The sequence below is a fragment of the Paraburkholderia atlantica genome (genome assembly GCF_009362785.1).
Classification (GTDB): domain Bacteria; phylum Pseudomonadota; class Gammaproteobacteria; order Burkholderiales; family Burkholderiaceae; genus Paraburkholderia; species Paraburkholderia atlantica.
Genome location: NZ_WHNQ01000021.1, coordinates 1 through 26,801, shown reverse-complemented (window position 1 = coordinate 26,801; position 26,801 = coordinate 1). Strand labels below are relative to the sequence as shown.

Sequence of the window (26,801 nt, the reverse complement as noted above, 5' to 3'; positions counted from 1 at the left end):
ATGTCAGCATGAAGCCAGCATAGTCAGCGGCGCACTCACGCATTTGATCGCGCTTGCGGTTTTGCAGGCGCGGCGGAGGGCGGAGCCGACTGCGCCACGTCACTATGCGCGCCCGCAGCGCCACCCGCTTGCCCCGGCCTCAGCAACAGCCCACCCAGCACGCCGGCCGCCGCTGCAAAAACCGCCCCAAACAGAAACGCGACGTGATACCCGCTGTTCAGCGCGGCCGCCGCGCTCGACGACGCCTGCATTGCCTCGCTACGCGCCGCGGCAAGACTCGCGAGCACCGCGAGCCCGAGCGCCCCGCCCATCATGAACGACGTGTTGACGATGCCCGACGCGAGGCCCGAATCGGCGGGATCGACGTCGCTCATCGCGGCGAGCAGCAGCGGATTGAACGCGATGCCCGCGCCAAAGCCGAGCAGCAACATGCCGGGCAATACGTCGGGCACGAAGCTGCCGTCGACGGGCGCACGCGCGAACAGCGCGAGCCCGCATGCCGCGATCAGCAGGCCCGCCGCGAGCGGCCGGCGCAGCCCGAAGCGCAGCACCACACGCGCCGACAGTCCCAGCGAAAAGAGTCCCATGATCAGGTTCGCGGGCAGAAACGCGAGCCCGACCTGCAACGGGCGATAGCCGAGCACGCGCTGCAAATAAAGCGCCGAAATAAAGAACCACGCGAACATCGCGGCTGCCCACAACACGCCGACCACGTTGGCGGTCGCGACATTGCGCAAACGCAGCAGACCGAGCGGCATCAACGGATGTTCGACTCTCGCCTCGATTGCCAGGAACACGGCGAGCAGCGCGAGCGCGACGCACAGCAGGCCGAGCGTCTGCGCCGAAGTCCAGCCCGCTTCGTTGCCGTTGACGATCGCATAGACCGCCAGCATCAGCGACGCGGTCACGCTGAGCGCACCGGCCACGTCGAGCCGCTCGCCATGCGCGTGGCCGCGCGCGGCGGGCAATAGCGCGAGGCACAGCGCGTACACCGCAATGCCGATCGGCAGATTGACCAGGAAGATCCAGTGCCAGCTCAGCAGATTGGTGAGCAGTCCGCCGAGCAACACGCCGATGCTGCCGCCGCCCGCGCAGACGAAGCCATACACGCCCATCGCTTTCGCGCGTTCGCCGGGTTCGGTGAACAGATTCATGATCAGCGACAACGAGACCGCCGAGACGATCGCACCACCCAGGCCCTGGACGGCGCGCGCGGCGACCAGCAGCACTTGCGAATTCGCGAGGCCGCAGGCGAGCGAAGCGAGCGTGAAGAGCGTAATGCCGGACAGGAACAGCTTGCGGTGTCCGTACAGATCGCCAAGCCGTCCCCCCAGCAGCAGACAGCCGCCGAACGTCAGCATGTAGGCGTTGACGACCCATACGAGCGAAGTTTCGCTAAAGCCGAGATCGGCGGCGATGGACGGCAGCGCGACGTTCACGATGGTCGTGTCGAGCACGATCATCAGCACGCCGAGGCAGAGCACGATCAGTGCGAGCCAACGTTGTTTGCCGTGGAGGGAGTGGGTCATGCGGGTGCCCCTTTACGCGGATTCTGTCGATCACCGACGATGGGCTTTCGAGTCTAGCACCCGCGCATTTCGCGTCCAACTACGAAATCCTGGGCGGCGGCGCCGCGCGAACCGGCGCGCGGTTCCGCTTCAATCGCCAGTGAGAATTTCGTATTTGCCGCCGCGTTCGAGCGCGCGCTGATACGCGGGCCGCGCGTGAATGCGCTGCAAAAACGCGCTTATCGCGGGCAACTCCGCAGTGATGCCGCGCGCGGTGGCGGCTTCGAGCGGGAAGCTCATTTGCACGTCGGCGGCGGTGAAGTCGTTGCCGGCGAACCAGCCGGTCGCGCTGAGCTCGTTGTCGATATAGCCGAAATGCAGCTTCAATTGCGGATCGACGAAGTTCGCTTGCAAGCTCGCCGCGATCTTGCGTGCGATCGGCTTGGCGAAGAACGGCATCGACGCATTGGCGATGCGTCGCGCGATGAGCTTGAGCAGTAGCGGCGGCATCGCCGAGCCTTCCGCGTAGTGCAGCCAGTACGTGTAGCGCAAGCGCTCCGGCGTGCCGGGCGGCGGCGCGAAACGCCCCGCGCCGTACCTGTCGACGAGATACTCGATGATCGCGCCCGACTCGGCGATCTTGAGGCCAGCGTCGGTAATGACGGGCGACTTGCCGAGCGGATGGACCGCACGCAGTTCGGGCGGCGCGAGCATCGTCTTTGGATCGCGCTCGTAACGCTTGATCCCGTACGGTACGCCGAGTTCTTCGAGCAGCCACAGCACGCGTTGCGAGCGGGAGTTGTTCAGATGATGGACGGTGAGCATGAGTGGCGCGTGATGATGGTTGGCAACGTGTACTACCCGGTTCACAATAAGGACTTTAGAGAGTGGGCAATAAAACACCAACGAGGAGGTGACTTCGTGATCTATTCAGATCGAAAGTTTGTTCGAATCGACCCACCGATCAAGGTGTATTTGTGAAACACGGGCGATCGATCGGGTCGGCCGCAGTAGTGCTTGCAATGATGTTTGTCGTACTTCTCGTCGCGACGCACACCGATACCAAGAATGCGAGCGAATGCATCAAAAGCACGTCAAAAAACGGCCGCTACATTGCGGAGCGATGTCTGCTCCAATGGCGAGGCGGCAACGACCCGGACTATCGCGGTCAGGTTTATGACGCCGTGTCAGGCAAACTGCTGGTGCGCAGAACCTTCAGCACACCTGTTCCTGAATTGATTTGGCTGGACGGCGAAGGCGTCTCATTCTCCCGTGGCGGCGACGACGCGTCGTTCATAAAACTGCCGCCGTCATTCTACGACCGGATGATCGCCAGATTTTCACTACGGGGATGATGAGCTTTTTCAGCCTCGCATGCCGCCATTAATACGCGCTGCCGGCGCGAGTCATTCGGATGATACTCAGCGACGGCAGCACCACATCCTCAAACCTTCGACTTACCCCCCATCAACCCATTCGACGGCAACGTCTCATCCAGTAACTTCCTCGCACTCTCAATCCCCGCCACCGGCAAGCCCTTCGGATCGAGCAGTCCCACCTGCACGAGCACCGATGCCTGATCCCAATAAATGTGCTCGTTATAAAGCTTGTCACCGCGGAAGCACACCACGGCGAGCATCGGCACCTCGAAGTACTTGCCAGTCGGCGCGACGCCCGGCAGCAGCCAGTCGATCTCGCAGCTATGCGTGCAGCTGAAAATGAATTCATCGACGACGCGATCCGAACCGATCGTGCGCGAAATCGGAATCAGCTTCGTGTCGGGCGGATTCGAGTTGACGAAATGATGCGTGTAAAAGCGCTTCAGATTGTCATGCCCAACACCGCCTGTCATCGTCGGCACGTGATTGACATAGGGCTCGGCGACCATCGTCGGCATCACCGCGTCGACGTCACGGGTCGCGAACTCGTGATAGCAATGCGCTTCCCACAGCGCGTTCAGATCGTAGACCGGACCGAGCACCTTGCGCAGCAGCGCCAGCGTGCGCGAGTACGCCATCATCGCGGCCGGCTTGTCGTACTGCTTGCGCTCCGGCGCGGCGAACGCGTGATCGCAGCCGGGGTACACGTATTGCTCGATCTGCGGCCGCGTGCGCAGTGCGGCGCCGATGCGTTCGCGCGTTTCGGGCGGGCAGTGCGCGTCGTTCGCAGGGAAGTGGAACACCATCGGGCAGTTGATTGCCGATACTTCGCCGAGATGCGCGTCAAGCCCCACGCCGTAGTAGCTGACCGCGCAATCGACGTCGGTGCGCGCCGCGCTCAGAAACGCGAGCTTGCCGCCGAGGCAGTAGCCCACCACGCCTACCTTGCCGGCCTGCTCGGGCAGTTCGCGCAACGTGGCGATCGTGGCGGCGATGTCTTTCACGGCGACATCCGCATCGAACTGCCCCAGATAGCCGAGTGCCTCTTTCATATCGGCGTCGCCGTAGCCAAGCGAAATGCCCGGCCTGATGCGCCAGAACAGATCGGGCACGAGCACGACGTAGCCTTCTTCGGCGTAGCGATCGGCGGTCGCCTTCATCGTGTCATTGACGCCGAAGATTTCCTGCAGCAGCACGAGCCCCGGGCCCGAGCCCTGCGCGGGGCGCGCGACGTAAGCGTTGAAACGGCCGCCATCGTGGGCGACGACTTCGATGAAAGAGCCGGCCATGCAGTCTGTCTCCAGTCTCGTGATTGGTATGGGTTACGTCATCATGCGCAACTCGAAACGTTTGAGCTTGCCGGTTTCGGTGCGCGGCAGCGTGCCGACGAACGTGATGACGCGGGGGTATTTATACGGCGCGACGTTATTCTTAACGAAATCCTGCAGTTGCGCGACCAGTTTATCGTCGGCCGTGTAGCCGGGGTTCACCACGACGAAGGCCCGCACGATCTGCCCGCGCGTTTCGTCGGGCACGCCGATCACGCCACATTCGGCCACCGCCTCGTGCTGCATCAGCACGCTTTCCACTTCGGGACCGGAGATGTTGTAGCCGGCCGACACGATCATGTCGTCGGCGCGCGCCTGATAGAACACGTAGCCGTCCGCGTCCAGATAGACCGAATCGCCCGGCAGGTTCCAGCCGTCGCGCACGAAGCGCAGTTGTCGTTCGTCGGCCAGATAGCGGCAGCCGGTCGGGCCGCGCACCGCGAGCTTGCCGATCGTGCCGGGCGGCACGGGTTGCATGTCGTCGTCGACGGCTTGCACGACGTAGCCCGGCACCGCGCGGCCGATCGCGTGCGGCCGGATCTCCGCGCCTTGCGACGAAACGAAGATGTGGATCAGCTCGGTGCCGCCGATGCCGTCGATCATGTCGATGCCGGTAGCCTCGCGCCACAGACTGCGCGTCGAATCGGGCAGCGCCTCGCCGGCCGACACGGTCTTCTTTAGTGACGACACGTCATGTTGCGCGACGAGCGGCGCCATCTGCCGATAGAACGTCGGCGCGGTGAACATCACGGTCGCATGAAAACGTTCGACTACGTCGAGCAAGGTCTGCGGCGTGAGCTTTTCGACGAGCACCGTCGACGCACCGACGCGCAGCGGAAAGCACAGCAGGCCGCCCAGCCCGAACGTGAACGCGAGCGGTGGCGTGCCGCAGAAGATGTCGCTCGCTGATGGCTTCAGCACATGACGCGGGAACAGATCGCACATCGCGATCATGTCGCGATGGAAATGCATGCAGCCTTTCGGCGCGCCGGTCGTGCCGCTCGTGAACGCGATCAGGCAGACGTCGTCGGCGGCGGTGTCGCATGCGGTGAAGTGCTCGGGCTTGTTGACGGCGAGCGTCTCGAGTGAATCCGCGGAGTCGTCGTGAAAGCGGCGCGTCTGCTTCAGCACCGCGCAGTAGAACTCGTCGCGCGGATTCGTACAGCGCTCGAGTTCCGTGGTCAGGCGCGCATCGCAAAGCGCGGCGCTGACCTGCGCTTTCTCGATGATCTGCTTGAGCTCCTTCGCGCGCAGCAGCGGCATGGTCGGTACGATGACGAGCCCGGCCTTCAGCGCCGCGAGCGTGGCGACGGCCATCTGCAACGTGTTCGGTCCACGCAGCAGCACGCGGTTGCCGGGCCGTAAGCCCATTTCATCGACGAGCACATGCGCGCTGCGGTTGACCATCGAGAGCAGTTCGCCGTACGTGGTCGCTTGAGGCTTGCCATCCACGTCGGACCAGATCGCCGGCCGGTCGCGATGTCCCGCCTCGATGGTCCGCTCCAGCAGTTCGGTCGCGCAGTTCAGTCGCGGCGGATAGGCGACGTCCGGATTGTCGAGCAGAAAGATGGGCCATTGATCCTGCGGCGGAAGATTGTCGCGCGCGAAGGTATCGACGTGTGCTGACGGTTCCATCATGGTCTCCCGGGGCGTTGAGCCGGAAAATGCGCTTCGTTCGGTGTGAAGGGCTTGCCTGTGCGTTCGGTACCTGTATGGCGTTCAGTGCGGAATCACCGCGGTGGCTTCGATCTCGACCTTCGCGCGGTCTTCCATCAGCGCGACGACCTGCACCGCGCTCATCGCAATGTCGTAGTCGCCGATCAGCTCGCGGAACGCGCGGCCGATGTCCTTCAGCGACGCGAGGTACTCGCGCTTGTCGGTCACGTACCACGTGAGGCGCACCAGATGTTCGGGCTTGCCGCCTGCTTCGCGCAGCACGGCGAGCAGATTCTTCAGTGCCTGCTCGGACTGCTGCGCGAAGTCGTCGGAATGAAACTGCGCCTGTTCGTCCCAGCCGATCTGGCCGGCGATGAACACCTGCGTGCCGCTCGCCGCGACGCCGTTCGCATAGCCGCGCGGTTTGACCCAGCCGGCGGGAAGGAGAGCTTTTTTCATCAGCGATGAGCCTCGATGGAGGAGGGCGATGGCGCGTACGCCGCGAGCGCGCTCGCGATGTCGACGGGAATGTCGATCGATTTGCCGCTGTCGAACGACATGAACACGAGCACCTGTTTCGAGCGGAATCGCGTTTCGCCGTTGCAATGCCCGTGAATCTCGATGCCGACAGAACTGCGGCCGATGGTGCGGACTTCGAGCGTGAGCAGGATCGTTTCGCCCATCTGGCTCGGCCGCGAGAACTCGCAGTCGAGTTTGACGATCGGCAGGCCGATGCGGCGCCGCGCGATCATGTGCGCGTAGTCGATGCGCAGGCCCTCGTTGAACCAGTCTTCGACGAGCACATTGGTCATCACGAGGTACTGCGGAAAATACACGATGCCCGCGGGATCGCAGTGCGAGAAGCGGACGCGTACGGGCCGCTCGAACGATGTGCTCATTGTGCGTTTCCGTTCGCGGCGGCATGCGCCTTCAACAGATCTCGGCCGACGATCAGCTGCTGCACCTCGGTCGCGCCTTCGTAGATACGCAGCGCGCGGATCTCGCGGTACAGCATCTCGACCGCGCTGCCGCTTTGCACGCCCATGCCGCCATAAAGCTGCACGGCTGCGTCGATCACCTGCTGCGCGCCTTCGCTCGCGTGCCACTTCGCCATCGCGGCTTCACGTGTGACGCTTTCGCCCTGGTCGCGCAGCCACGCGGCGCGATAGACGAGCAGCGCGCTGCTGTCGATAGTCAGCGCCATCTGCGCGAGCTTCGCCTGCGTCAACTGGAAGTCGCCGAGCGTCTGGCCGAACATCTTGCGCGACGCCGCGCGCGCGAGACCTTCGGCCATCGCATGACGCGCAAAGCCGAGCGATGCGGCCGCCACCGACGTGCGGAAAATGTCGAGCGTGCGCATTGCGATCTTGAAGCCTTCGCCGGGCACGCCGAGCATCCGGCTCTTCGGCACGCGCGCGTTCGTGAAGCGCAGACGCGCGAGCGGATGCGGCGCGATCACGTCAATGCGCTCGGCGATGTCGAGGCCCGGCGTTTCTGCATCCACGATGAACGCGCTGATGCCGCGCGCGCCTGGTGCCTCGCCGGTGCGCGCGAACACCACATAGAAGTCCGCGATGCCGCCATTGGATATCCACGTCTTTTCGCCGTCGAGCACGTAGTGGTCGCCTTCTTCGCGAGCCGCCAGCGCCATCGCCGCGACGTCCGAGCCTGCTTGCGGCTCCGACAGCGCGAACGCGGCGATCGCCGTGCCGCTCGCAACGCGCGGCAGATAGCGCGATTTCTGCTCATGCGTGCCCGCGAGCGAGATCGCGCCCGAGCCGAGGCCTTGCATTGCCAGTGCGAAGTCGGCGAGGCCCGAATAGCGCGCGAGCGTTTCGCGCAGCAGGCACACCGCGCGCGTGTCGATCGTGTCGCCGTGGCCGCCATAAGCGATACCACCGACGCCGTATTTCAGCCAGCCGGCCTCGCCGAGTTCACGCACCAGCAGGCGGCAGATCGCATCGGGGTCGCCATGTTCTTGATGCTTGAGATTCGCGCGGCACCACGCGTCGATGCCGGCCGCGAGTTCGCGATGACGCGGCTCGAAAAACGGCCACGCGAGCGGACTGTGCAAATCGATCGACGTGTTGTGATGATCGGCGCTCAACTCAGTCTCCTTCGAACACCGGACGCGTCTTCGCCGCGAACGCGTCGTACGCGCGCTCGAAATCGCGCGTGCCCATGCAGATTGCCTGCGCCTGCGCTTCGGATTCGATCGCTTCGTCGATGCTCATGCTCCATTCCTGGTGCAGCATCTTCTTCGTCATGCCGTGCGCGAAGGTCGGGCCGGACGCGAGATCGGCGGCGAGCTTCTGCGCTTCTTCGATGAGCGCGGCGGGGTCGCACAGGCGGTTGTAAAAGCCCCACGCGTGAGCTTCGTCGCCGCTTGCCGAACGGCCGGTGAACAGCAGTTCGGCGGCGCGTCCCTGGCCGATGATGCGTGGCAGCATCGCGCATGCGCCCATGTCACAACCGGCAAGGCCGACGCGCGTGAACAGAAACGCGAGCTTGCTGCGCGCGGTGCCGAGGCGCAGATCGGAAGCCATCGCGAGGATTGCGCCGGCGCCCGCGCAAACGCCATCGACGGCCGCGATGATCGGCTGCGGGCAATGGCGCATGGCCTTCACGAGATCGCCGGTCATGCGCGTGAACAGCAACAACTCGGGCATCGGCAGATCGATCAGCGGCGCGATGATGTCGTGCACGTCGCCGCCCGAGCAGAAGTTTTCGCCCGCGCCGTGCAGCACGACGGTCTTCACGTCGGTCGCGTACGCGAGGTCGCGAAACAGGTCGCGCAACTCCGCATACGATTCGAAGGTCAGCGGGTTCTTGCGTTCGGGGCGGTTCAGCGTGATCGTCGCGACCTTTTTGGTCACCGACCAGCCGAAGTGCTTCGCCTCATAGCCTGCCAGGGTCAGGCGGTTGCCGGCCAACAGTGCGTCGGCGTTGGATCGTGTCATGTATTCCTCCGGTGCGAAGTCAGCCTTTCAGGCTGTCGAGCAGATGCCGCTTGAGTTTGCCGAGGTCCTGATGGGTCTTCATCTTTTCGTCGAGGCTCAGGCCGCCGAACATTTCGACGACCCATTGCTCGTGGGCGACGGCCATTTTGTCGAACGCCTTGCGGCCAGCGGGCGTCAGGCACACGCTGATCGAGCGGCGGTCGTTCGGGTCGGTATCGCGCGTGACCAGCCCCTCTTTTTCGAGCTGATCGGTGATGCCGGTGACATTGCCGCCCGTCACCATCAAACGACGCGACAGCTCGGTCATTTTCAGGCCTTCCGGATGTCGTTCGAGTTGCGCCATCAGATCGAAACGCGGCAACGTGGTGTCGAATTCGGCGCGCAGACGTTTGCGCAATTCGGCCTGCACGAGGTTGGTGGTGGTCAGCATGCGCAGCCACAGACGCAGGCCCATGTGGCTGTCCGCACCGGTGCTCATTTCGAGGTCCACGACATTCTCCGCGGGTTGGGCGACGCCTTTGCGCGACGGCTTTGCATCCGGCGGCGACTTTTTTGCTTGCGTTGATTTGCTCACGTTACTTCCCCACCCGAAATGGAAATGGATTGCCCGGTGATCGCATCCGAGCCGGGGCGACACAGCCACAATACCGCGTTCGCGACCTGTTCCGGACTCACGAAGCGTCGCTGCGGATTCGAGCGCAGCAGCGTTTCGCGCGCATCAGCTTCGGTGCGCGAGGTCTTGCTCGTGATCTGTTCGAGCGACGCATGCAGTAGCTCGGTTTCGGTGTAGCCGGGGCACACCGCGTTGACGGTGATGCCGCGCGTCGCGGTTTCGAGCGCGAGCGAACGCGTGAGACCGATCACGCCATGCTTCGCGGCGCAATACGCGGCGACGTACGGATAGCCGATCTGCCCCGCGGTGCTCGCGACGTTGACGATGCGGCCATAGCCACGCTCGAGCATGCCCGGCAGTACGGCGCGGGTGCCGAGAAACACGCCGGTCAGATTCACGTCGAGCATGCGTTGCCACAGTGCGATATCGGTGTGTGTGAACGGCGCGGCTTGCGCCTGGCCTGCGTTGTTGACGAGGATATCGACGGCGCCCGCCTGGTCGAATGCGCGCGCGACCGAATCTTCTCGCGTGACGTCCACGCTGATACACGCGACATCGCCGAGCGTCGCGCATTGTTCGCGCTGCGTTTCGAGGCGTTGTGCGTTGCGGCCCATCAGCGTGACGCGCGCGCCGGCGCGCAGCAGCGCCTGCGCGATGGCCGCGCCGATGCCGCTGCCGCCGCCGGTGACGGCAGCGTGTTGTCCGGCGAGAGAGGTGTCTGACGTGTTCACACGGTTCCTTCGGCGCGTTGCGCGCGTTGTTGCGCCGTCAGGCCGGCGTTGGCGATGGCTTGCGCGCGCTCGCGTTCGAGGTTGCGTTCGAGCTGCAGCTTCGCGGCGGTGTAGGGCTTCGGCCACGCGATGTCGAGGTAGCCGATCTTCGCCGCTTCATTCAAGGTCCACGACGGATTCGCCAGATGCGGACGCGCGATCGCGCACAGGTCCGCGCGACCCGCGGCGATGATGCTGTTCACGTGGTCCGCTTCGGAAATCGCGCCGACCGCGATCGTCGCGATGCCGGCTTCGTTGCGCACGCGATCGGCGAACGGCGTCTGGAACATGCGGCCGAACACGGGCTTTTCTTCCTTGCTGACCTGGCCCGACGATACGTCGATCATGTCCGCGCCGGCCGCCTTGAACGCTTGCGCGATCTTCACGGCGTCGTCCGGCGTGTTGCCGCCTTCGACCCAGTCGTGTGCGGAAATCCGCACCGAGATCGGCTTGTCTTGCGGCCACACCGCGCGGATCGCGCTGAATACCTGCAGCGGATAACGCAGACGGTTTTCGAGCGAGCCGCCGTATTCGTCGGTACGGTGATTCGTCAGCGGCGACAGGAAGCTCGACAGGAAATAGCCGTGCGCGCAGTGCAATTCGAGCCAATCGAAACCTGCTTCGATCGACATGCGCGTCGCCTTCACGAACTGCTGCTCGATTGCGCGCAGCTCGTCATGCGTGGCTGCGCGCGAATGCTGGCTGATGCCGCGCAGATACTGCTGCGGCGACGCCGAGACGAGTGGCCAGTTGCCGTCGTCGAGTGGCTGGTCGATGCCTTCCCACGCGACGCGCGTCGAACCCTTCGCGCCCGAGTGGCCGAGCTGGATGCCGATCTTCGCATCCGATTGCAGATGCACCAGATCGACGATGCGTTTCCACGCGGCCAGATGCTCGGGCGCGTACATGCCCGGGCATCCCGGCGTGATGCGCGCTTCGGGCGACACGCAGGTCATCTCGGTCATCACGAGCGCGGCGCCGCCCATTGCGCGCGCGCCGAGATGCATCAGGTGATAGTCGCCGGCCACGCCGTCTACCGCCGAGTACTGCGCCATCGGCGACACCATCACGCGATTTTTCAGCGTGACGCCGCGCACCTTGAAGGGCGTGAACATCGGCGGAATCGAATGTTTGTCCGCCGCGCGCTCCACGCCCGCGCGCTTCGCGAGCCAGTCTTCGAAGCCGGACAGATACCGCGCATCGCGCTCGCGCAGGTTCTCGTGCGAGATGCGCTGCGAGCGCGTGAGCAGCGAATACGCGAACTGTTCCGGCTCGAACGACGTATAGCGATCGACGTGCTCGAACCATTCGGTCGAATTGCGCGCGGCGTTCTGGATGCGCAGCACGTCGATGCTGCGCACCTCGGTGTAATGCTTCAACGCTGCGGCCAGGTCGTCCGGATGCGAACCCGGATGCGCGCGGATGCTGTTCGCGAGTTCGATCGCGTCTTCGAGCGCGAGCTTGGTGCCCGAGCCGATCGAGAAGTGCGCGGTATGCGCGGCGTCGCCCATCAGCACGATCGGCGTTCGTGTTCCGTTCGCGTTGCTGCGCCAATGCACCCACTCCTTGTTGACGACGCGCGGAAAACGGACCCATTGCGACGAGCCGCGCAGATGCGCCGCGTTCGACATCAGCGCATGGCCGTCGAGATACTTCGCGAACAGCTTTTCGCAGAACGCGATGCTGTCTTCCTTGCTCATTTCGTCGAGACCGGCGGCCCGCCATACGCGTTCCGGGGTTTCGACGATGAACGTCGAGGTTTGATCGTCGAAGCGGTAGGCATGCGCCTGGAACCAGCCGAATTCGGTTTCCTCGAACGCGAACGTGAACGCGTCGAACAGCTTCTTCGTGCCGAGCCACACGAAGCGGCAGTCGCGCACGTCGATGTCGGGCTGATAGGTATGCGCGTATTTCTGGCGCACGGCGCTGTTCAGGCCGTCGCTCGCGATGATCAGGTCCGCGTCGTATGCGCTGTCGTCGACGACCTGGGTTTCGAACACGAGCTTCACGCCGAGTTCTTCGCAACGCGCCTGCAGGATATTCAGCAGGCGTTTGCGACCGATGCCGCAAAAGCCGTGGCCCGACGAGCGCACGCTGCGGCCGCGGAAGTGGATCTCGATGTCGTCCCAGTGATTGAACGCGTCGAGAATCGCCTCGGCGCTCGGGGCGTCGGCGGCGCGCAGATTGCCGAGCGTCTGGTCGGAGAACACGACGCCCCAGCCGAAGGTGTCATAGGGGCGGTTGCGCTCGATCACCGTGACTTCATGGCCGGGGTTGCGTTTTTTCATCAACAGACCGAAGTACAAACCGGCCGGACCGCCCCCGATACAGACTATGCGCATGCTGGTTCCCCAAAATGAACTCCGCGGTCAGATTAATTTAGGTTTTGATAGTTTAGATGTCAAGTAAATATCGTGAGTGGGGTATGGAAATTCGGAGATCGCTCGCTCATCGGCGCGTGGCGGCTTCAGGCGAGCCAGGGTCTTGCCGGACGGTGAAGGTCGTCGCCTGTTGGCGCCACGCCAGTGAGATCATTCTGGTTGCGTATGCGAACGCAGTCGGCACGCGCCACGTCAACCCATGAGCCGTGCGTGGCGCTCTCCGAGCCGAAAATCAGCGTTCACATCGGCGGTACCACGCCGTCCTTTTCGACCACGACACGTTGCGCAACGTAACTTCCCTGCGACGCGGGCGTTGCGACAATGAACACCTTCTTGCCGGTCGTAAGATCGCTGTGCTCCGCGGGCGTGAACGTGACGATGGGCACGTTTGGCGGCACCGTCACCACATTGCTGCCGCCCTTGTACGACAGCTTCAGGTCGCGGCCGTTAGTGCTCTGCACGACGGAGTCGACGTTCGCGTTGGTCATCGAGCTCTTCGGGCCCAGGTCCCACGCGTAATGCCCTTCACCCGTGCCGCGCGCGGACTCGGGGAACACCACCACTTCCGTTGCTGTCAGCTTGCCGTCGGTGCCGGTGGTTGCAGCCGTGCCAATAAACGTACCCGGCTTGATATCCGACAACTGCATCGTTTTCACAGCCGAAACGCGCACATCCGGCTTCACATCGACCGACACAGTATCGCCGCTGCGGCGATGGATCTTGAGCGTGTCACCGTTTTGCGACACGATTTCGCCACGGATGCGCGTGGGCGTCGTGGCGGGCGCCTGCGCGAAAGCAGCGTTCGCGAACGCAGCAGCCATCAAGGCTGCGCCAAGTTGGATACGGAATGTCATAGCAGCTCCCAACTGGATGGTTGAAGGATCGGGGAAAGACATCATTGCCTCACGAGCCGCTGAACCAGTTGTAGCCCTGGTTCTCCCAATAGCCGCCCGGATACCGGTTCGTGATTTCGATAGCGACGATATGCTTGGGATTCTTGAAGCCGAGCTTGGTCGGCACGCGCAGCTTCATCGGGAAGCCATACTTCGGGGGCAGCACGTCACCGTCGTAAGTCAGCGTGAGCAGCGTCTGCGGGTGGAGCGCTGTGGGCATGTCGATGCTGGTCCAGTAGTTGTAGTCCGCGCAATGCAGCGACACGTACTTCGCGCTCGTGTCCGCCCCCGCGCGACGCAGGAATTCGGAAAAGCGCACGCCGCCCCAGCGGCCGATCGCGCTCCATCCTTCGACGCAGACAAGACGCGTGATCTGGCTTTCCTGCGGCAGCGCGTGCAGTTCGTCGAGCGACCAGGTGCGCTTGCCGTGCGCGAGACCGTTGACCTGCAGACGGTAGGTCGCGGCATCGATCTCGGGTACATCGTCGATCTCATAGAACGCGTTGAACGGAAACGGCCGCGTGATCATCGACTCGGGATACGTGGGCGCCAGCTTGTTCGGATCGAACAGCAGCGCCTGCACGCGGTCGTTGAAGAATGAGATGCGGCGCAGCGCGGTGTCCACCGATTTGTCGTTGATCAGATCGCAACCGGACAGCATCGCGACGCCGCCCAGCGTCAGCAGCCGCCGGCCGAACAGGCGGCGCGCGGGCGATTTGAGTTCGCGCTGTGCGTCATGGATGATCGATTCGCCATGCGTCGCGAGAAAAGTGCCTCTTTGCGCGGTGCGTTTTCGGATCGTCATGATTTACCGTCCCCGTATCATCAGCAGTAACGAGCGCGGCACGAGCGCGACCATCGCGACGTGAACGATGAAAAACGCCACCAGTACGCTCATGCATACGAAGTGCACGACGCGCGCATTGTCATATCCGCCCATCAGCGTGCGCAGCAGCGGGAACTGCACCGACTTCCATATGACGAGCCCCGACAACACGATCAGCACGATGTCGGCGATCACGACGAGACAAGCGAGCTTCTGCACCGAGTTGTAGTGGGCGATGTCGTCGTGTTTCAGGCGCCCGCGCAGCGCGGCGACCAGATCGGCGGCCAGCTGTTTCGGCCTGACGGGCAGCAGCTTGCGTCGAAAGCGTCCGGACGCCAGATTCAGCGCGAGATACACCAGGAAATTGGCGACCAGCAGCCACATCACGGCGAAATGCCATAGCAGTGCTCCGGCGAGCCAACCGCCAAGTGTGATCGAAGGTGGAAACTGAATGGCTGGAAAGATTGGCGACGCATCGTAAATCTGCCAGCCGCTCATGACCATCAGCACGACCGCGACAGCATTGACCCAGTGTGTGATCCGTACCCAACCGGGTTGAACCATGTTGTGACTCAAAATCACTCCAGATTCGGTGGCATTCATTCCAGTAGCGCGGGGCAAGCCGGGTCGGACACCGAGTCGCGCTCCGATCATCAGGCTGCCATCTGCAACACAAGGGCTAACGCGATCGATCGACCGTTATTCCGTCGCGCGTGAAGATTTTTCCCTTGCAATCGACTTTCAATGGCGACACACGCCGCGCGCGAAAGCCGTTAAGCCCCAGAGGATTCGCAGCATCCCGCATGCCCTATTGCGTCGGGCAAATGCGCCTCGGCGCAAAGACATGCCTCGGCTCCCCGCGTCTTCCGTCGGACATCTCGTATCGGGGTATACCCGCTTTGCAAGCATATTTGCGCGCCACCCTATTGCGCAAATAAATTTGCACGAAGATACTCAGCGCAAATCGATTTGCTGTCGTTCCTCAACCCCACCTCGAAGAGGTCGTCATGAAACTCGTAGCAAAGCTCGCCGCGGCTGCACTCGTCGCCGTTTCCGTCCTCGGTCATGCCGCGCGGGCCGAGACCTTGCTGGTCGCCTGCGACACGGCGTTCGTGCCGTTCGAATTCAAGCAGGGCGACAAATACGTCGGCTTCGACATCGACCTGTGGGAAGCCATCGCGAAGGACCTGAAGCTCGACTACAAGCTGCAGCCGATGGATTTCAGCGGCATCCTGCCGGCGCTGCAAACCCATAACGTCGACGTCGCGCTCGCGGGCATCACGATCAAGGACGAGCGCAAGAAAGTGATCGATTTCTCCGATGGCTACTACGACAGCGGCTTCACGCTGATGGTCCCGGCCACCAGCGCGATCAAGGGCCCGGACGACCTGAGGGGCAAGTCGCTCGCGATCAAGACGGGGACGTCGGCGGCGGATTACGCGAAGGCCCACTTCGCGGGCACCGATCTGCGCCAGTTCCCGAACATCGACAACGCGTATCTGGAGTTGCAGACAGGACGCGTCGATGCGGCGATGCACGACACGCCGAACGTTCTCTACTACGTCAACACGGCGGGCAAGGGCCACGTGAAGGCGGTCGGTCCGCAGATGATGGCGCAGCAATACGGCATCGGCTTCCCGAAGGGCAGCCCGCTCGTGCCGAAGGTCAATGCGGCGCTTGCGAAGATCAAGGCTGACGGCCGCTATGCGGCGATCTACAAGAAGTGGTTCGGCGTCGAGCCGACGAAGTCCTGATAACGCAACGGCTGCGGGAGGCAAGTCATGCAGTTCGATCTGTCAGTCGTCGTCGATGCGCTACCGGCACTATTGCAGGGTGCGAAGCTGACGGTGCTCATCACCATCGCGGGTCTTGCGGGAGGGCTGGCGGTCGGCTTTCTGTTCGGCTTGATGCGCGCTTACGGGAACGCATTCATGCAGAAGATCGCGTTCGCGTACGTCGAGTTCGTGCGCGGCACGCCGATCGTCGTGCAGGTGATGTTCATCTACTTCGCTCTGCCCGTGCTGTTGAACGTGCGCGTCGATGCGTTGACGGCCGCGATCGTCTCGATCATCGTCAACTCGGGCGCGTACATCGCCGAGATCGTGCGCGGCTCGTTCCTGTCGGTGCCACGCGGATTGAAGGAGGCGGGACTCGCGCTGGGCATGCCGATGTGGCGTGTGCTCGGGTTCGTCGTCGGGCCCGTTGCGATTCGCCGCATGACGCCTGCGCTTGGCAATCAGTTCATCGTGAGCCTGAAAGATACGTCGCTGTTCATCGTGATCGGCGTCGGTGAACTCACGCGTCAGGGTCAGGAAATCATGGCGGCGAATTTCCGGGCCGTTGAAATCTGGACGGCCGTAGCCGCAATCTATCTGTGCATGATCGGTGTGCTGACGTTCTGTCTGCGCACGATGGAAAAGAGGATGCGGATACTATGAGCGCGCTCGATATGGTGCAGTTCAAGCAGGTCACGAAACGCTTCGGGCAAACCACCGTGCTGGACGGCGTCGATCTGAACATTCGCGCGGGCGAAGTCGTGGTGCTGATCGGTCCGTCGGGTTCGGGCAAGTCGACGCTGCTGCGTTGTATCAACGCGCTGGAGCATATCGACGGCGGCGATCTGATCGTCGATGGCATCAGCGTGCACGGCGGCTCGAAGAAAGTGCGCGAGATTCGCCGCGAAGCGGGCATGGTGTTTCAGCAGTTCAACCTGTTCCCGCAACTGACGGCGCTCGAAAACGTCGCGTTCGGTCCGCGTCAGGTGCGTGGCATGAGCAAGTCCGACGCGGAAACGCTCGCGCACGAGCTGCTCACGAAAGTGGGCCTGGCGGGCCGCGTCGGGCATTATGCAAGCGAGTTGTCGGGTGGTCAGCAGCAACGCGTCGCGATTGCGCGCGCGCTGGCCGTCAAGCCGAAGCTGATGCTGTTCGACGAGCCGACTTCGGCGCTCGATCCTGAACTGCGCCAGGAAGTGCTGCGTGTAATGCAGTCGCTGGCGGAAGAGGGCATGACGATGGTCGTCGTGACGCATGAAATGACGTTCGCGCGCAAGGTCGGCACGCGTCTGATCTTCATGGAACACGGCCACATCACCGTCGACGGGCCGCCCGCGCAGTTGCTCGACAATCCGCCGAATCAGCGCCTGCGCGATTTCCTTCAACACGTCGAATGATCTCGAACTCATGTCTGCAATTGGATTCATCGAAATCTCCGGCTCGCCGTTCGGCGCGGGCGAGGCGTTAGGGCGCTTCGGCGCGTTGGCCGTGCATCGCCACCTAGTGCAATCGGCCGCCTGGCGCGACGTCATGCAATGGCGTGGCACGCCGCTCGCCGCCGCGCTTTCCGCACATACGCAGCAGCGCTTTCCGCGTATCTGGGCGGAATTGCAGGGGCTTGCCAATGGCCTCGGACTGCCCTTCGACGATGTGTTCCTGTGGAACTGCCGCGGCGACCTGTGGGCTGCGTCGCCCGACGGATGCACGACGGTGCAATTGCCATCGGTTGATTGCAAGCGCATCACTCACAACGAAGACGGTGACCCCGGCTTCGCCGGGCATTGCGCGATTGCCGCGTGTCGGATCGACGGCAGTCCGGGCTTTGCGGCGTTCGTGTATCCGGGCTCACTGCCGGGCCATACGTTCGCCGTGACGGACGCGGGCCTCGCCGTCACCGTGAACAACCTGCGGGTGCGCCAGACCGGGGCGGGCGTGCCGCGCATGGTGCTCACACGCGCCTTGCTGGATGCGCGCGATCTCGATGCGGCCGTTGCCGTGGTGCGCGACAACCCTCGCGCGGGCGGCTTCCATCTGACGCTTGCGCATCAGGCGAGCGCGCCGTTGCTGAGCGTCGAATTCAGCGCGCACGGTTGTTCCGTGCAGGAGATCACGCAGCCGTCGTTGCATGCGAATCACGCGATTCATCCGCCGATGCGCGGCTTCGCCCAGCTCGTGACCGATTCATCGTGTAGTCGGCAGGCGCGCGGCGACCGGATGTTGCGGGACGCACGCGAAGCGGGGCATGCGCCTGAGCCGCTCGCGATCCTCGCGGACACGCACGACGCATCGCTGCCGATCTACCGCGCCGACCCCGCCGATCCTGACGACGAAAACACGCTCGCAACCGCTGATATCGTGATCAGGGCGTCTCACATAGAATGGGACGTTTATGAACAACCCGGGACGCCGCCGCGATATCGATTGATCAATGGACACAAACCTACGCACGAAGCGCCGCAAGCCGGCGAACAAGGACGAGGCGAGCGCGCCTGAAGCCGTCGCTGGCGCGCCGCGCAGTGTCGATGCGCTGCGCGAACTGGTGTTGCGCATCGGTCGCGACGAGGCGGGCCTGTCGCTCGGCGGCAAGGCGCACGCCGTGCTGGCGTGGCTGCTTGAACGGCCGGAGGAAGTGGCCGTGCGGACCATCACCGATCTGGCGACGGCACTCGACGTCAATGCGTCGACGCTGACGCGGCTCAGCACGAAGCTCGGCTATACAGGATTCGCGGATTTTCAAAGCGTGTTTCGCGATTCGCTGGCGGAGCGTCACCGGCATTTCTATACGAATCAGGCGGAGCGGCTCGTTGCGGGGAAAAAGCAGCGTGCGCACACGCCCGTCAATAGCGGAACGTCGCCCGAGGTCGAGGTCGTCGTGCAACTCGCGCACGAATCGATCGTCAATGTGGAGACGTTTCTCGCGCGGCTATCGGCTGACGATTTGCGTGGCGCGGCCGCGCTACTGGCGGGGGCGCCGCGCGTGCGCGTGCACGGCTTGCGGCAGTTCAGCGCGCTCGCCAGCTTTCTTTGCTACGGGCTCGGGATGATCCGCACCGACGTCGGGTTGCTCGATGCACAAGGGCTGGGCGTGGCTGAAGGACTCGCGCAGTTGCAACCGGGAGATGTGGTGGTCGTCACGAGCGTCTCGCCTTATACGCGCAGCGTCGCTGAAGCTGCGAAGGCAGCGGCCGAGGCGGGTATGACGGTCATCGCGATCACGGATACGCTCGCGTCTCCACTGGTGCCACCCGCGCGGCACGCGTTCCTGATTCCGCACGACAGCAGTTTCTTCAGCAATAGCATGGGCGCGTATCTGATCTTTTGCGAAGGCCTGCTCAATCTGGTCGCGACGCATCTGGGGAAGCGGTCTTTGCAGGCGCTATCGCGGCGCGAACGATTGATTACTGCGTTGGGGATCGAAACGGACTGATCTCCGCTCAGTGATCTTCGCAATCGCAACCGCTGGTCTTACAAAGACAGAGCACTTGCGCCCGCAGGTGCAGTCGATTTCATCGCAGGAACGATGGATAAAAACGAGAATAATTTGCGGGACAACGGCTGGGACTGGGTCGGGAAGCTGCAGGCACGCTATCTCGCCGGAGACCACGACGCGGCCATGGTGGCTGCCTCAGAGGTCCAACGGCTGCCAGCAACCTTGCAGCCGTTCGTCGAGGAGCCCGAATATCACTTCTATGCCGCGCTGGCTAGAGCTGCACGGTGCGACTCCATCCCGGCTAACGAGCTCCTGCAGCAGCTGGAAGCACTGACTGTGCACCACGACCAACTGCGTGTCTGTGCCGATCTCTGCCCGGAGAATTTCGCAGGCCATACCGCGCTGGTCGGTGCCGAGATCGCCCGTATCGAGGGGCGCGCAGACGACGCCGCGATGCTCTACGAGCAGGCCATCCGCTCAGCGCAGGAAAGTGGCTTCGCGCACGTCGAGGCACTGGTGAGCGAACTCGCGTCCCGTTTTTACTCGGCGCGCGGTCTTGGAAGCATTGCGCGTATGTACATGCAGAAGGCCCGCGATGGCTACCTGCGTTGGGGCGCCAATGCAAAGGTGCGGCAACTCGAGGAACAGTATCCGTACCTGAGGACCGACGAGGCGGCGCCCGGATCGACGAATGCTATGTCAGCGGCAATCGAGCCCCCCGAGTTGGCGACAGTGATCAAGGCGTTACAGGCGGTTTCAAGCGAGATCAGGCTGGAAATGCTGATCGAAATGATCACGCGCACGGCAATCGAACAGGCGGGCGCCGAAAGGGGGTTGTTGATCCTGTCGGATGGGCGTACGCATCGGCTTGCTGCGGAAGCCACCACGGCCGGCGATGCGGTCCGTCTGCAGCTATCCGACGCGCCGGTCAACGCGACGATGTTGCCGGAGTCGATCCTGTACCACGTGTTGCGTACGGGCGAGACTACGATTCTCGACGATGCTTCAGCCGAGCCGATGTCTAACACAGATCCCTATGTCGGCGAGCATCGCGCGCGTTCCATTCTGTGCCTGCCCCTGAGGAATGGCGCAAAGCTGATGGGTGCGCTCTACCTCGAGAACAATCGTATTGCCCGCGGGTTCAGTCCTGGCAGGATCGCTGTGCTGAAGATCATGGCCTCGCAGGCTGCAGTTTCGCTCGAAAATGCCCGTTTGTATCGCGACGTCGCGGAGAGCGAGGCAAAGATGCGGCGTCTGGTCGATGCCAACATCATCGGATTCAATGTCTGGGATGCCGATGGGAACATCCTCGAAGCCAATGACGTGTTTCTGCGCATGGTGGGCTACGGGCGCGACGATCTCGTCGCGGGCCGCGTGCGCTGTCTGGATCTGACGGCGCCGGAAAAGCATGACGACGCCATCCGCGCGCGGATCGAGTTGGCAGAAACCGGTCGCACCAAGCCATTCGAGATGGAATACGTCAGGAAGGACGGCGGCCGCGTACCCGTCATCGTCGGCTTTGCCGCCTCCGACGCAAACGGCCGGAAAGGCGTCGCCTTTGTGCTCGACCTGACCGAGCAGAAGCAGGCGGAAAAGAAAGTCCGCGAGAGCGAAGAGCGCTATCGCGAGGTGCAGGCCGAACTGGCGCATGCGAACCGCGTTGCGACCATGGGGCAACTCGCGGCCTCGATTGCTCATGAACTCAGTCAGCCGATCGCCTCGACGGTGATCAGCGCCGAGGCCGCGTTGCGATGGCTGGACCGCGAGCCCGCCGACATCGACGAGGCCAGCCGCGCGCTCGACAGTATCGTCGGCGGCGCCAATCGCGCCGCCGACGTGCTCGGCCGAATCCGACAGCTGGTGACGAAGGCGCCACGGAGAAAGGAGCCGGTGCATATCAACGAGGTCATCCGTGAGATCGCCGACCTGGTCCAGGGCGAAGCAAGAAAGAGTGGTGCCCAGCTGGAGATGCAACTCGCGGAGGGGTTGCCGTTCGTTGAAGGCGACCGGGTGGAATTGCAGCAGGTGTTGCTCAATCTGATTATCAATGCGCTGGAAGCATTGAACGATATCGATGGGGTACGGCGGGTTTGCATCAGCACGACCGAGACCGAAGACGCCTGCGTGCTCGTGACCGTGCGCGATTCGGGAACGGGCTTTGGCCCGAACGGTACCGAACACGCGTTCACGGCGTTCTACACCACGAAGGCGACCGGCTTGGGGATGGGACTTTCGATCTGCCGTTCCATCATCGACGCCCATGGCGGGCGGTTGTGGGCTACTGACTCTTCGCCACGCGGCGCGGTCGTTCAGTTTACGGTGCCCCAGCGACCTGCCGTTTCGTCGCGGGAGGCTCAATCGACTGATGCGACAGACGCAGATTAAATTTAATTAATAACGCTTCAGTTGCCGACATGGCGCTTTCGGGCAAACATTCTTCACCGCGCAAGCTTGCGTAACCGATAGAACCGAAACCCGAAGGAGCCAATATGGCCACGATCCTGCAAATCAATTCCGCCGCCCGCTCGCAAGGCGCCCAGTCGACGCTGCTCGTCAATGAACTGACGGCGCGTCTGCAACAGTCGAACGCCGGCGCGACCGTCGTCACGCGTAACCTGCAAGCCGAGCCGCTGCCGCACCTGGACGACGCCATCCTCGGTACGTTCTTCACGCCGGACGACCAGCGCACCCCCGAGCAGGAGGCGATCAATGCGCGCAGCGAAGGGCTGATCGCGGAACTGCAGGCCGCGGACATCATCGTGATCGGTGCCCCGCTGTATAACTTTGGCATCTCGTCGCAGCTGAAGACTTACTTCGACTGGATCGCTCGCGCCGGCATCACGTTCCGCTACACCGAGAACGGTCCGGAAGGTCTGGTGAAGGGCAAGAAAGTGTTCGTGGTTTCGGCGCGTGGCGGCAAGTATCAAGGCACGCCGAACGATACCCAGACGCCGTATCTGAAGTCGTTTCTCGGCTTTCTCGGCATGACCGACGTCAGCTTCATCTATGCCGAAGGCCTGGCGATGGGTCCGGATGCGGCCGGCGCCGCGCTCGCGAGCGCACGTGAGGCGATTGCGGCAGTGTAAGTCTCACTCGATGCGTCGTCGCCCCGGTAGGGCGACGCGCACAAGGTACAAAGAAAAACGCCACGAAAAGCGATCTCCGTGGCGTTTTGTCATTGGTGCGCTGCTAGGGCGGCCCTGGCGAAACGCGCCTAGGTCTAGCGCTCGCTGAGAGCGTACGGCCGTCCGATCAGCAGGAAGTGGACGAACGCAACCAGCGGGAATGCAAGAGCAACACCTGCGACCAGCGGCCACCCACCGCGCTCGAAGAGCGTGCTCGCAAGCGCGGACCCGATCGCGCCGCCAACGAAGATGCTCGTCATGTACAGCGCGTTGAGGCGGTTGCGGCTTGCCGCGTGCAGCGCGTAGATCTCCCGCTGGCCGAGCACCATGTTCATCTGCACGGCGAAGTCGAGCGCAATCCCGGTAACCACGAGGCCGAAAACTCCGGACGCGGGAAGGACGAGTGCCGGCAGATAAGACAACGCGGCGACGATCAGCGCCACAAACGTGGCGCGAATGGAATATCCAGCGTCCGCGAGGCGGCCTGCGACGGGAGCCGATGTCGCACCGATTGCGCCAACCAGTGAGAACAGCGCGATCGCCGACTGTGAAAGGCCGTACTGGCGCGTAAGCTCAACCGGAACCGCAGTCCAGAAAAGGCTGAACGACGCGAACATCAAACCTTGATAGAGCGCACGATGGCGCAGTACCGGCATGGTTCGCACGAGCACGAGCAGCGAGCCGATGAGCTCGAAATACGTGGCGCTATGGTCCGGCTGCCGGCGCGGAATCGTCAGCGCGAGCACGGTCGTCACGAGCGCCATCACGACTGCGGCCGCCGCAAACACGACGCGCCAGCCGAAGTGATCCGCGACGATGCTCGACAGCGGTCGGGACAGGAGGATGCCGAGAAGCAGACCGCCCATGATCGTACCGACGATACGGCCCCGGGAATGATCGGGAGCAAGGTGCGCCGCGAGCGGGATCAGGATCTGCACGGCCACGGAACTGAAGCCGATCAGCAACGACATCAGCAGAAACCAGCTGGGGGTGTGCATCAGCGATGCGGCGGCGAGACTCGCGATCGACACGACTGCGGTCGTAATCATCAGCTTGCGGTTCTCGAGCAGGTCGCCCAAGGGCACGATGAAAAACAGACCGAGCGCGTAGCCGATCTGGGTGAGCGAAACGATCAGGCTCGCCGTGCCGCCCGACATGTGCAGCGCCGGACCGATCAGCTCGGTAATCGGCTGCGCGTAGTACAGGTTTGCAACGATCGCGCCGCAACTGAATGCGAATAGTGCAATGAGTCCCTGGGTGAGCTTGACGGGCCGTTCGTTGCCGCCGAGCGTGCGCGAGGGAGTGGACATGATGGCTCCTTGAGCGAAGAAATTATTTGACGACTGGGCCTTTCGACTTGCTATGCAGTCCGCGAATTGGCGTCGGGTTGTACGACAGCCAAACTGGTGTTCGCGACTGCACCAAGGTTAGGCGCGAGCCGGTGCATGCGGAATACGATCGGCGCGCAATCCCCCGTTGCGCGCCACGCAACGCGAGGAGCGGCGCTCGAAAGCCAAGGTCATGATGACGGTAGGCTGCCATCACGCACCTGAAAAGTCCTGAGCCCCGCCATTAATCCTTGCGCTTGATGAAGGCGCGCAGAGTGCGAACCGCCCGATTTCCGCTGGCATAATCCCCCGCATGGACAAATTGCTCGCCCTCAACACCCTGCTCGAAGTGGCTGATGCCGGCGGCTTCGCGAAAGCCGCCCAGCGTCTGGGCGTGGCAACCTCGTCGGTCACGCGTTTGATGGACGCACTCGAAGACTCGCTCGGCACCGCGCTGCTGACGCGAACCCCGCGGCGTGTCAGCCTGACCGATGCTGGCGCGACGTATGTCGAGCAGATTTCCAGGCTGCTCGACGAGCTTGCCGAGGCCGACGAAAGCGTGCTGGACAGCGGCGCGGCGCCCGTTGGCGCATTGCGCGTGACGGTGCCGTCCACGTACAACCGCATCGTGCTTGCGCCGCATCTCGCCGCTTTCCTGCGTGAATATCCTCGCGTTGCGCTAGACGTCGTGGTTGCGGATCACTTCGTGGATCTCGCGCTCGATCGCATCGACGTGGCTGTGCGGATTGGGCTGCCCAGCGGCGATCCGAATCTCATCGTCAGGAAGATGGCCGACAATCCGCGCTTAGTGGTTGCGGCCCACGAGTACCTGAAAAGAGCGGGAAGGCCCGAGGAGCCGGCCGACCTCGCGGAACACGAATGTCTGCGCATCGCCTATGGCGGAAGCTATCGGGCACGCCAGATCTGGACGTTCACGCGCGGGGAGGAAATTGAAAAGGTCAACGTGCGCGGGCGACTGATTTCGAACAGCCTCGATATGCTCCTTCAAGCAGTCCTCGCGGAGCAGGGGGTCGCACTATTGCCCGGCTGGCTGGTGAACGAACACATCGATTCCGGCCGCCTGATGCGATGCTTCGCTGACTGGAAGGTGACGCCGCAGAGTGGCGATGTCGTGGTCCATGCGGCATACCTGCCCAATCGCAGGCATTCGACGAAAGTGCGGGCCTTGTTGCAGTTTCTTGAAGCGCGCATCGGGCAGCCCCCGGTCTAGCCGCACGGGTGGTGAGTTCACAGCCGCCAGTCGGCTCTCACCCATAAAAGTATTTCCACGCGATGACAAAAGTTAGAGTCGTCGCACCTTCGATGCCGCATTCACCGCGCGTTTTCGCATTTTCAGAACTCTTCAGATCGCCACAAGGACTTTGAAGAGTCGCGTTCTTAAGCTTCGTCCTGCATGCGGCGCTCCTCGACCCAGTCGGGTCCGCGCCGCGTCGCTTTCCACGCAAATGCGAACCTCATCGCTAACCACACGCATAGCGATGCAACGACGGAGAAGCACCATGAATACGCAGAACATCGAACAGTCCATTCCTTCGACCACACGCCGCCGCCTGCTTTCTGCCGGCGCCGGCATGGCGGGTGCCGCGGCGGCCATGGCCAGCTTTTCCGCCAACGCGGCTGGCGCGGCAAGCAACGCGGGTGCGGCAGGCGCATCGCACGCACATGGCACGGGCCATCATCATGGCGGCGGCTATGTGAATGCCAAGGACGGCACGCCGATCTACTTCAAGGACTGGGGCACCGGTACGCCGGTGGTCTTCTCGCACGGCTGGCCGCTGAGCGCCGACGCGTGGGACGCCCAGATGCTGTTCCTCGTGAATCAGGGCTACCGCGTGATCGCGCACGACCGCCGCGGCCATGGCCGCTCGGGCCAGCCCTCCGAGGGCAACGACATGGACACCTACGCCGATGATCTGGCCGCCGTGCTCGACGCGCTCGATGTGAAGGGTGCGATGCTGGTCGGTCACTCCACGGGCGGCGGCGAAGTGGCGCATTACATCGGTCGCCATGGCGAGAAGCGTGTTGCCAAAGCCGTGCTGATCGGCGCGGTGCCGCCGCAGATGGTGAAGTCCGCGAACAACCCGAACGGTCTGCCGATGTCGGTATTCGACGGCATCCGCGCGGGCGTGGCCGCGAACCGCTCGCAGTTCTATCTGGACCTGGCCACGCCGTTCTACGGCTTCAACCGTCCCAACGCAAAGGTCTCGCAAGGTCTGGTGCAGGACTTCTGGCGCCAGGGCATGGCCGGTTCGATCAAAGGCCAGTACGAGTGCATCAAGCAGTTCTCGGAAGTCGACTACACCGAAGACCTGAAGAAGATCAGCGTGCCCACGCTGATCCTGCACGGCGATGACGACCAGATCGTGCCGATCGACGATTCCGCGAAGCTCTCCGCGAAGATCGTCAAGAACGCCACGCTGAAGGTCTATGCGGGCGCTCCGCACGGCATGTGCAGCACGCACGTCGACCAGGTCAACGCCGACCTGCTCGCCTTCCTCAAGGGCTGAAGCCCACTCTCGCGCGCTCGCCTCGGCGGACCTGAAGCGTTCATAACGCTTCAGGTTTTCCCAAGGACTTTAAGGCGCGCGATCCGTAATCTGCACGCGTTCGATGACCGCTGCGCGCGGCATCGCGTGTCCATACCCGTACCTCACTGGAGCAATCATGGCTTTTGAACTGCTGACCCCCGAGAACTGCGCGCTCGCGCTGATCGACCACCAGCCGCAGATGTTCTTCGGCACGCACTCGCACGAGCGCACCACCGTGCTGCACAACGTGCAGATCCTCGCGAAGGCCGCCAGGCTGTTC

26 protein-coding genes and 1 pseudogene are annotated in these 26,801 nt (G+C 63.2%); 12 read left to right on the top strand and 15 right to left on the bottom strand.

What is annotated here, in order from left to right; genetic code table 11:
* Positions 1 to 35: 35 nt before the first annotated feature.
* Positions 36 to 1,529, bottom strand: a complete 1,494-nt coding sequence (locus tag GCT19_RS25925; RefSeq protein WP_152853539.1) for a DHA2 family efflux MFS transporter permease subunit — start codon at positions 1,527 to 1,529, stop codon at positions 36 to 38.
* 129 nt (positions 1,530 to 1,658) lie between these two features.
* Entirely contained in the window at positions 1,659 to 2,333 is a 675-nt protein-coding gene (locus GCT19_RS25920; RefSeq protein WP_152853538.1) for a glutathione S-transferase, read from the bottom strand.
* On the opposite strand from GCT19_RS25920, the gene GCT19_RS43550 reads away from it, so the two are divergent.
* Both GCT19_RS43550 and GCT19_RS25915 read left to right on the top strand, forming a co-directional pair.
* Complete coding sequence (locus tag GCT19_RS43550; RefSeq protein ID WP_221309551.1) at positions 2,316 to 2,489, top strand: DUF6402 family protein; 174 nt, start codon at positions 2,316 to 2,318, stop codon at positions 2,487 to 2,489. The genes GCT19_RS25920 and GCT19_RS43550 overlap by 18 nt on opposite strands.
* 41 nt (positions 2,490 to 2,530) lie before the next feature.
* A complete protein-coding gene (locus tag GCT19_RS25915; RefSeq protein WP_152853537.1) occupies positions 2,531 to 2,863 on the top strand; it encodes a hypothetical protein in 333 nt (110 codons plus the stop codon).
* An 89-nt stretch (positions 2,864 to 2,952) separates the two neighbouring features.
* On the opposite strand, the gene GCT19_RS25910 is transcribed toward GCT19_RS25915, so the two are convergent.
* The 12 genes from GCT19_RS25910 to GCT19_RS25855 form a co-directional block, all read right to left on the bottom strand.
* The gene (locus tag GCT19_RS25910; protein WP_152853536.1) at positions 2,953 to 4,176 is read right to left on the bottom strand and encodes a dienelactone hydrolase family protein; all 1,224 of its coding nucleotides are present in this window, start codon (positions 4,174 to 4,176) and stop codon (positions 2,953 to 2,955) included.
* A 33-nt stretch (positions 4,177 to 4,209) separates the two neighbouring features.
* The gene (locus tag GCT19_RS25905; protein WP_152853535.1) at positions 4,210 to 5,850 is read right to left on the bottom strand and encodes an AMP-binding protein; all 1,641 of its coding nucleotides are present in this window, start codon (positions 5,848 to 5,850) and stop codon (positions 4,210 to 4,212) included.
* Between the two features lie 84 nt (positions 5,851 to 5,934).
* Positions 5,935 to 6,330, bottom strand: a complete 396-nt coding sequence (locus tag GCT19_RS25900) for a RidA family protein (RefSeq protein WP_152853534.1) — start codon at positions 6,328 to 6,330, stop codon at positions 5,935 to 5,937.
* Positions 6,330 to 6,770: an acyl-CoA thioesterase gene (locus GCT19_RS25895; RefSeq protein ID WP_152853533.1), complete on the bottom strand. Its 441-nt coding sequence runs from the start codon at positions 6,768 to 6,770 to the stop codon at positions 6,330 to 6,332. The genes GCT19_RS25900 and GCT19_RS25895 overlap by 1 nt, the downstream gene beginning before the upstream one ends.
* Complete coding sequence (locus GCT19_RS25890; RefSeq protein ID WP_152853532.1) at positions 6,767 to 7,978, bottom strand: acyl-CoA dehydrogenase family protein; 1,212 nt, start codon at positions 7,976 to 7,978, stop codon at positions 6,767 to 6,769. The genes GCT19_RS25895 and GCT19_RS25890 overlap by 4 nt, the downstream gene beginning before the upstream one ends.
* Before the next feature lies 1 nt (position 7,979).
* Positions 7,980 to 8,831, bottom strand: coding sequence for an enoyl-CoA hydratase family protein (locus tag GCT19_RS25885; protein WP_152853531.1), 852 nt, complete (start codon positions 8,829 to 8,831; stop codon positions 7,980 to 7,982).
* A gap of 19 nt (positions 8,832 to 8,850) precedes the next feature.
* On the bottom strand, positions 8,851 to 9,405 hold the full coding sequence (locus GCT19_RS25880; protein WP_321576874.1) for a MarR family winged helix-turn-helix transcriptional regulator: 555 nt from the start codon (positions 9,403 to 9,405) through the stop codon (positions 8,851 to 8,853).
* Positions 9,402 to 10,175 (bottom strand): SDR family NAD(P)-dependent oxidoreductase, encoded by a 774-nt coding sequence (locus tag GCT19_RS25875; RefSeq protein WP_321576873.1) that lies wholly within the window; start codon positions 10,173 to 10,175, stop codon positions 9,402 to 9,404. The genes GCT19_RS25880 and GCT19_RS25875 overlap by 4 nt, the downstream gene beginning before the upstream one ends.
* Entirely contained in the window at positions 10,172 to 12,556 is a 2,385-nt protein-coding gene (locus GCT19_RS25870) for a bifunctional salicylyl-CoA 5-hydroxylase/oxidoreductase (RefSeq protein WP_152853530.1), read from the bottom strand. Before GCT19_RS25870 ends, GCT19_RS25875 begins: the two co-directional genes overlap by 4 nt.
* Before the next feature lie 278 nt (positions 12,557 to 12,834).
* Positions 12,835 to 13,449, bottom strand: coding sequence for a hypothetical protein (locus GCT19_RS25865; protein WP_152853529.1), 615 nt, complete (start codon positions 13,447 to 13,449; stop codon positions 12,835 to 12,837).
* Between the two features lie 49 nt (positions 13,450 to 13,498).
* Entirely contained in the window at positions 13,499 to 14,293 is a 795-nt protein-coding gene (locus GCT19_RS25860) for a molybdopterin-dependent oxidoreductase (RefSeq protein ID WP_018438279.1), read from the bottom strand.
* Between the two features lie 3 nt (positions 14,294 to 14,296).
* Entirely contained in the window at positions 14,297 to 14,878 is a 582-nt protein-coding gene (locus GCT19_RS25855; RefSeq protein WP_152853528.1) for a cytochrome b/b6 domain-containing protein, read from the bottom strand.
* Positions 14,879 to 15,321: 443 nt separating this feature from the next.
* Here GCT19_RS25855 and glnH point away from each other — a divergent pair, with 443 nt between their 5' ends.
* From glnH to GCT19_RS25820, 7 genes are all read left to right on the top strand, one after another.
* Positions 15,322 to 16,068, top strand: a complete 747-nt coding sequence (gene glnH, locus GCT19_RS25850; protein WP_018438277.1) for a glutamine ABC transporter substrate-binding protein GlnH — start codon at positions 15,322 to 15,324, stop codon at positions 16,066 to 16,068.
* A gap of 27 nt (positions 16,069 to 16,095) precedes the next feature.
* The gene (glnP, locus tag GCT19_RS25845) at positions 16,096 to 16,752 is read left to right on the top strand and encodes a glutamine ABC transporter permease GlnP (RefSeq protein WP_018438276.1); all 657 of its coding nucleotides are present in this window, start codon (positions 16,096 to 16,098) and stop codon (positions 16,750 to 16,752) included.
* Positions 16,749 to 17,486 (top strand): glutamine ABC transporter ATP-binding protein GlnQ, encoded by a 738-nt coding sequence (gene glnQ / locus GCT19_RS25840; protein ID WP_018438275.1) that lies wholly within the window; start codon positions 16,749 to 16,751, stop codon positions 17,484 to 17,486. The genes glnP and glnQ overlap by 4 nt, the downstream gene beginning before the upstream one ends.
* Positions 17,487 to 17,496: 10 nt before the next feature.
* Positions 17,497 to 18,582 carry a C45 family autoproteolytic acyltransferase/hydolase gene (locus tag GCT19_RS25835; RefSeq protein WP_152853527.1) on the top strand — a complete coding sequence of 362 codons (1,086 nt, stop codon included), beginning with the start codon at positions 17,497 to 17,499 and terminating at the stop codon, positions 18,580 to 18,582.
* Positions 18,518 to 19,516 (top strand): MurR/RpiR family transcriptional regulator, encoded by a 999-nt coding sequence (locus tag GCT19_RS25830; protein WP_152853526.1) that lies wholly within the window; start codon positions 18,518 to 18,520, stop codon positions 19,514 to 19,516. The genes GCT19_RS25835 and GCT19_RS25830 overlap by 65 nt, the downstream gene beginning before the upstream one ends.
* Positions 19,517 to 19,609: 93 nt before the next feature.
* On the top strand, positions 19,610 to 21,904 hold the full coding sequence (locus GCT19_RS25825; RefSeq protein ID WP_152853525.1) for a GAF domain-containing sensor histidine kinase: 2,295 nt from the start codon (positions 19,610 to 19,612) through the stop codon (positions 21,902 to 21,904).
* Positions 21,905 to 22,008: 104 nt separating this feature from the next.
* Positions 22,009 to 22,605: an FMN-dependent NADH-azoreductase gene (locus GCT19_RS25820; protein ID WP_152853524.1), complete on the top strand. Its 597-nt coding sequence runs from the start codon at positions 22,009 to 22,011 to the stop codon at positions 22,603 to 22,605.
* 134 nt (positions 22,606 to 22,739) lie between these two features.
* On the opposite strand, the gene GCT19_RS25815 is transcribed toward GCT19_RS25820, so the two are convergent.
* Positions 22,740 to 23,954, bottom strand: coding sequence for an MFS transporter (locus tag GCT19_RS25815; protein WP_152853523.1), 1,215 nt, complete (start codon positions 23,952 to 23,954; stop codon positions 22,740 to 22,742).
* Positions 23,955 to 24,285: 331 nt separating this feature from the next.
* On the opposite strand from GCT19_RS25815, the gene GCT19_RS25810 reads away from it, so the two are divergent.
* From GCT19_RS25810 to GCT19_RS25800, 3 genes and pseudogenes are all read left to right on the top strand, one after another.
* Positions 24,286 to 25,203, top strand: a complete 918-nt coding sequence (locus GCT19_RS25810) for a LysR family transcriptional regulator (protein WP_152853522.1) — start codon at positions 24,286 to 24,288, stop codon at positions 25,201 to 25,203.
* A gap of 289 nt (positions 25,204 to 25,492) precedes the next feature.
* Positions 25,493 to 26,500 carry an alpha/beta fold hydrolase gene (locus GCT19_RS25805; protein WP_152853521.1) on the top strand — a complete coding sequence of 336 codons (1,008 nt, stop codon included), beginning with the start codon at positions 25,493 to 25,495 and terminating at the stop codon, positions 26,498 to 26,500.
* 157 nt (positions 26,501 to 26,657) lie between these two features.
* Positions 26,658 to 26,801 (top strand): annotated as a pseudogene (locus GCT19_RS25800) (hydrolase); the annotation flags it as partial.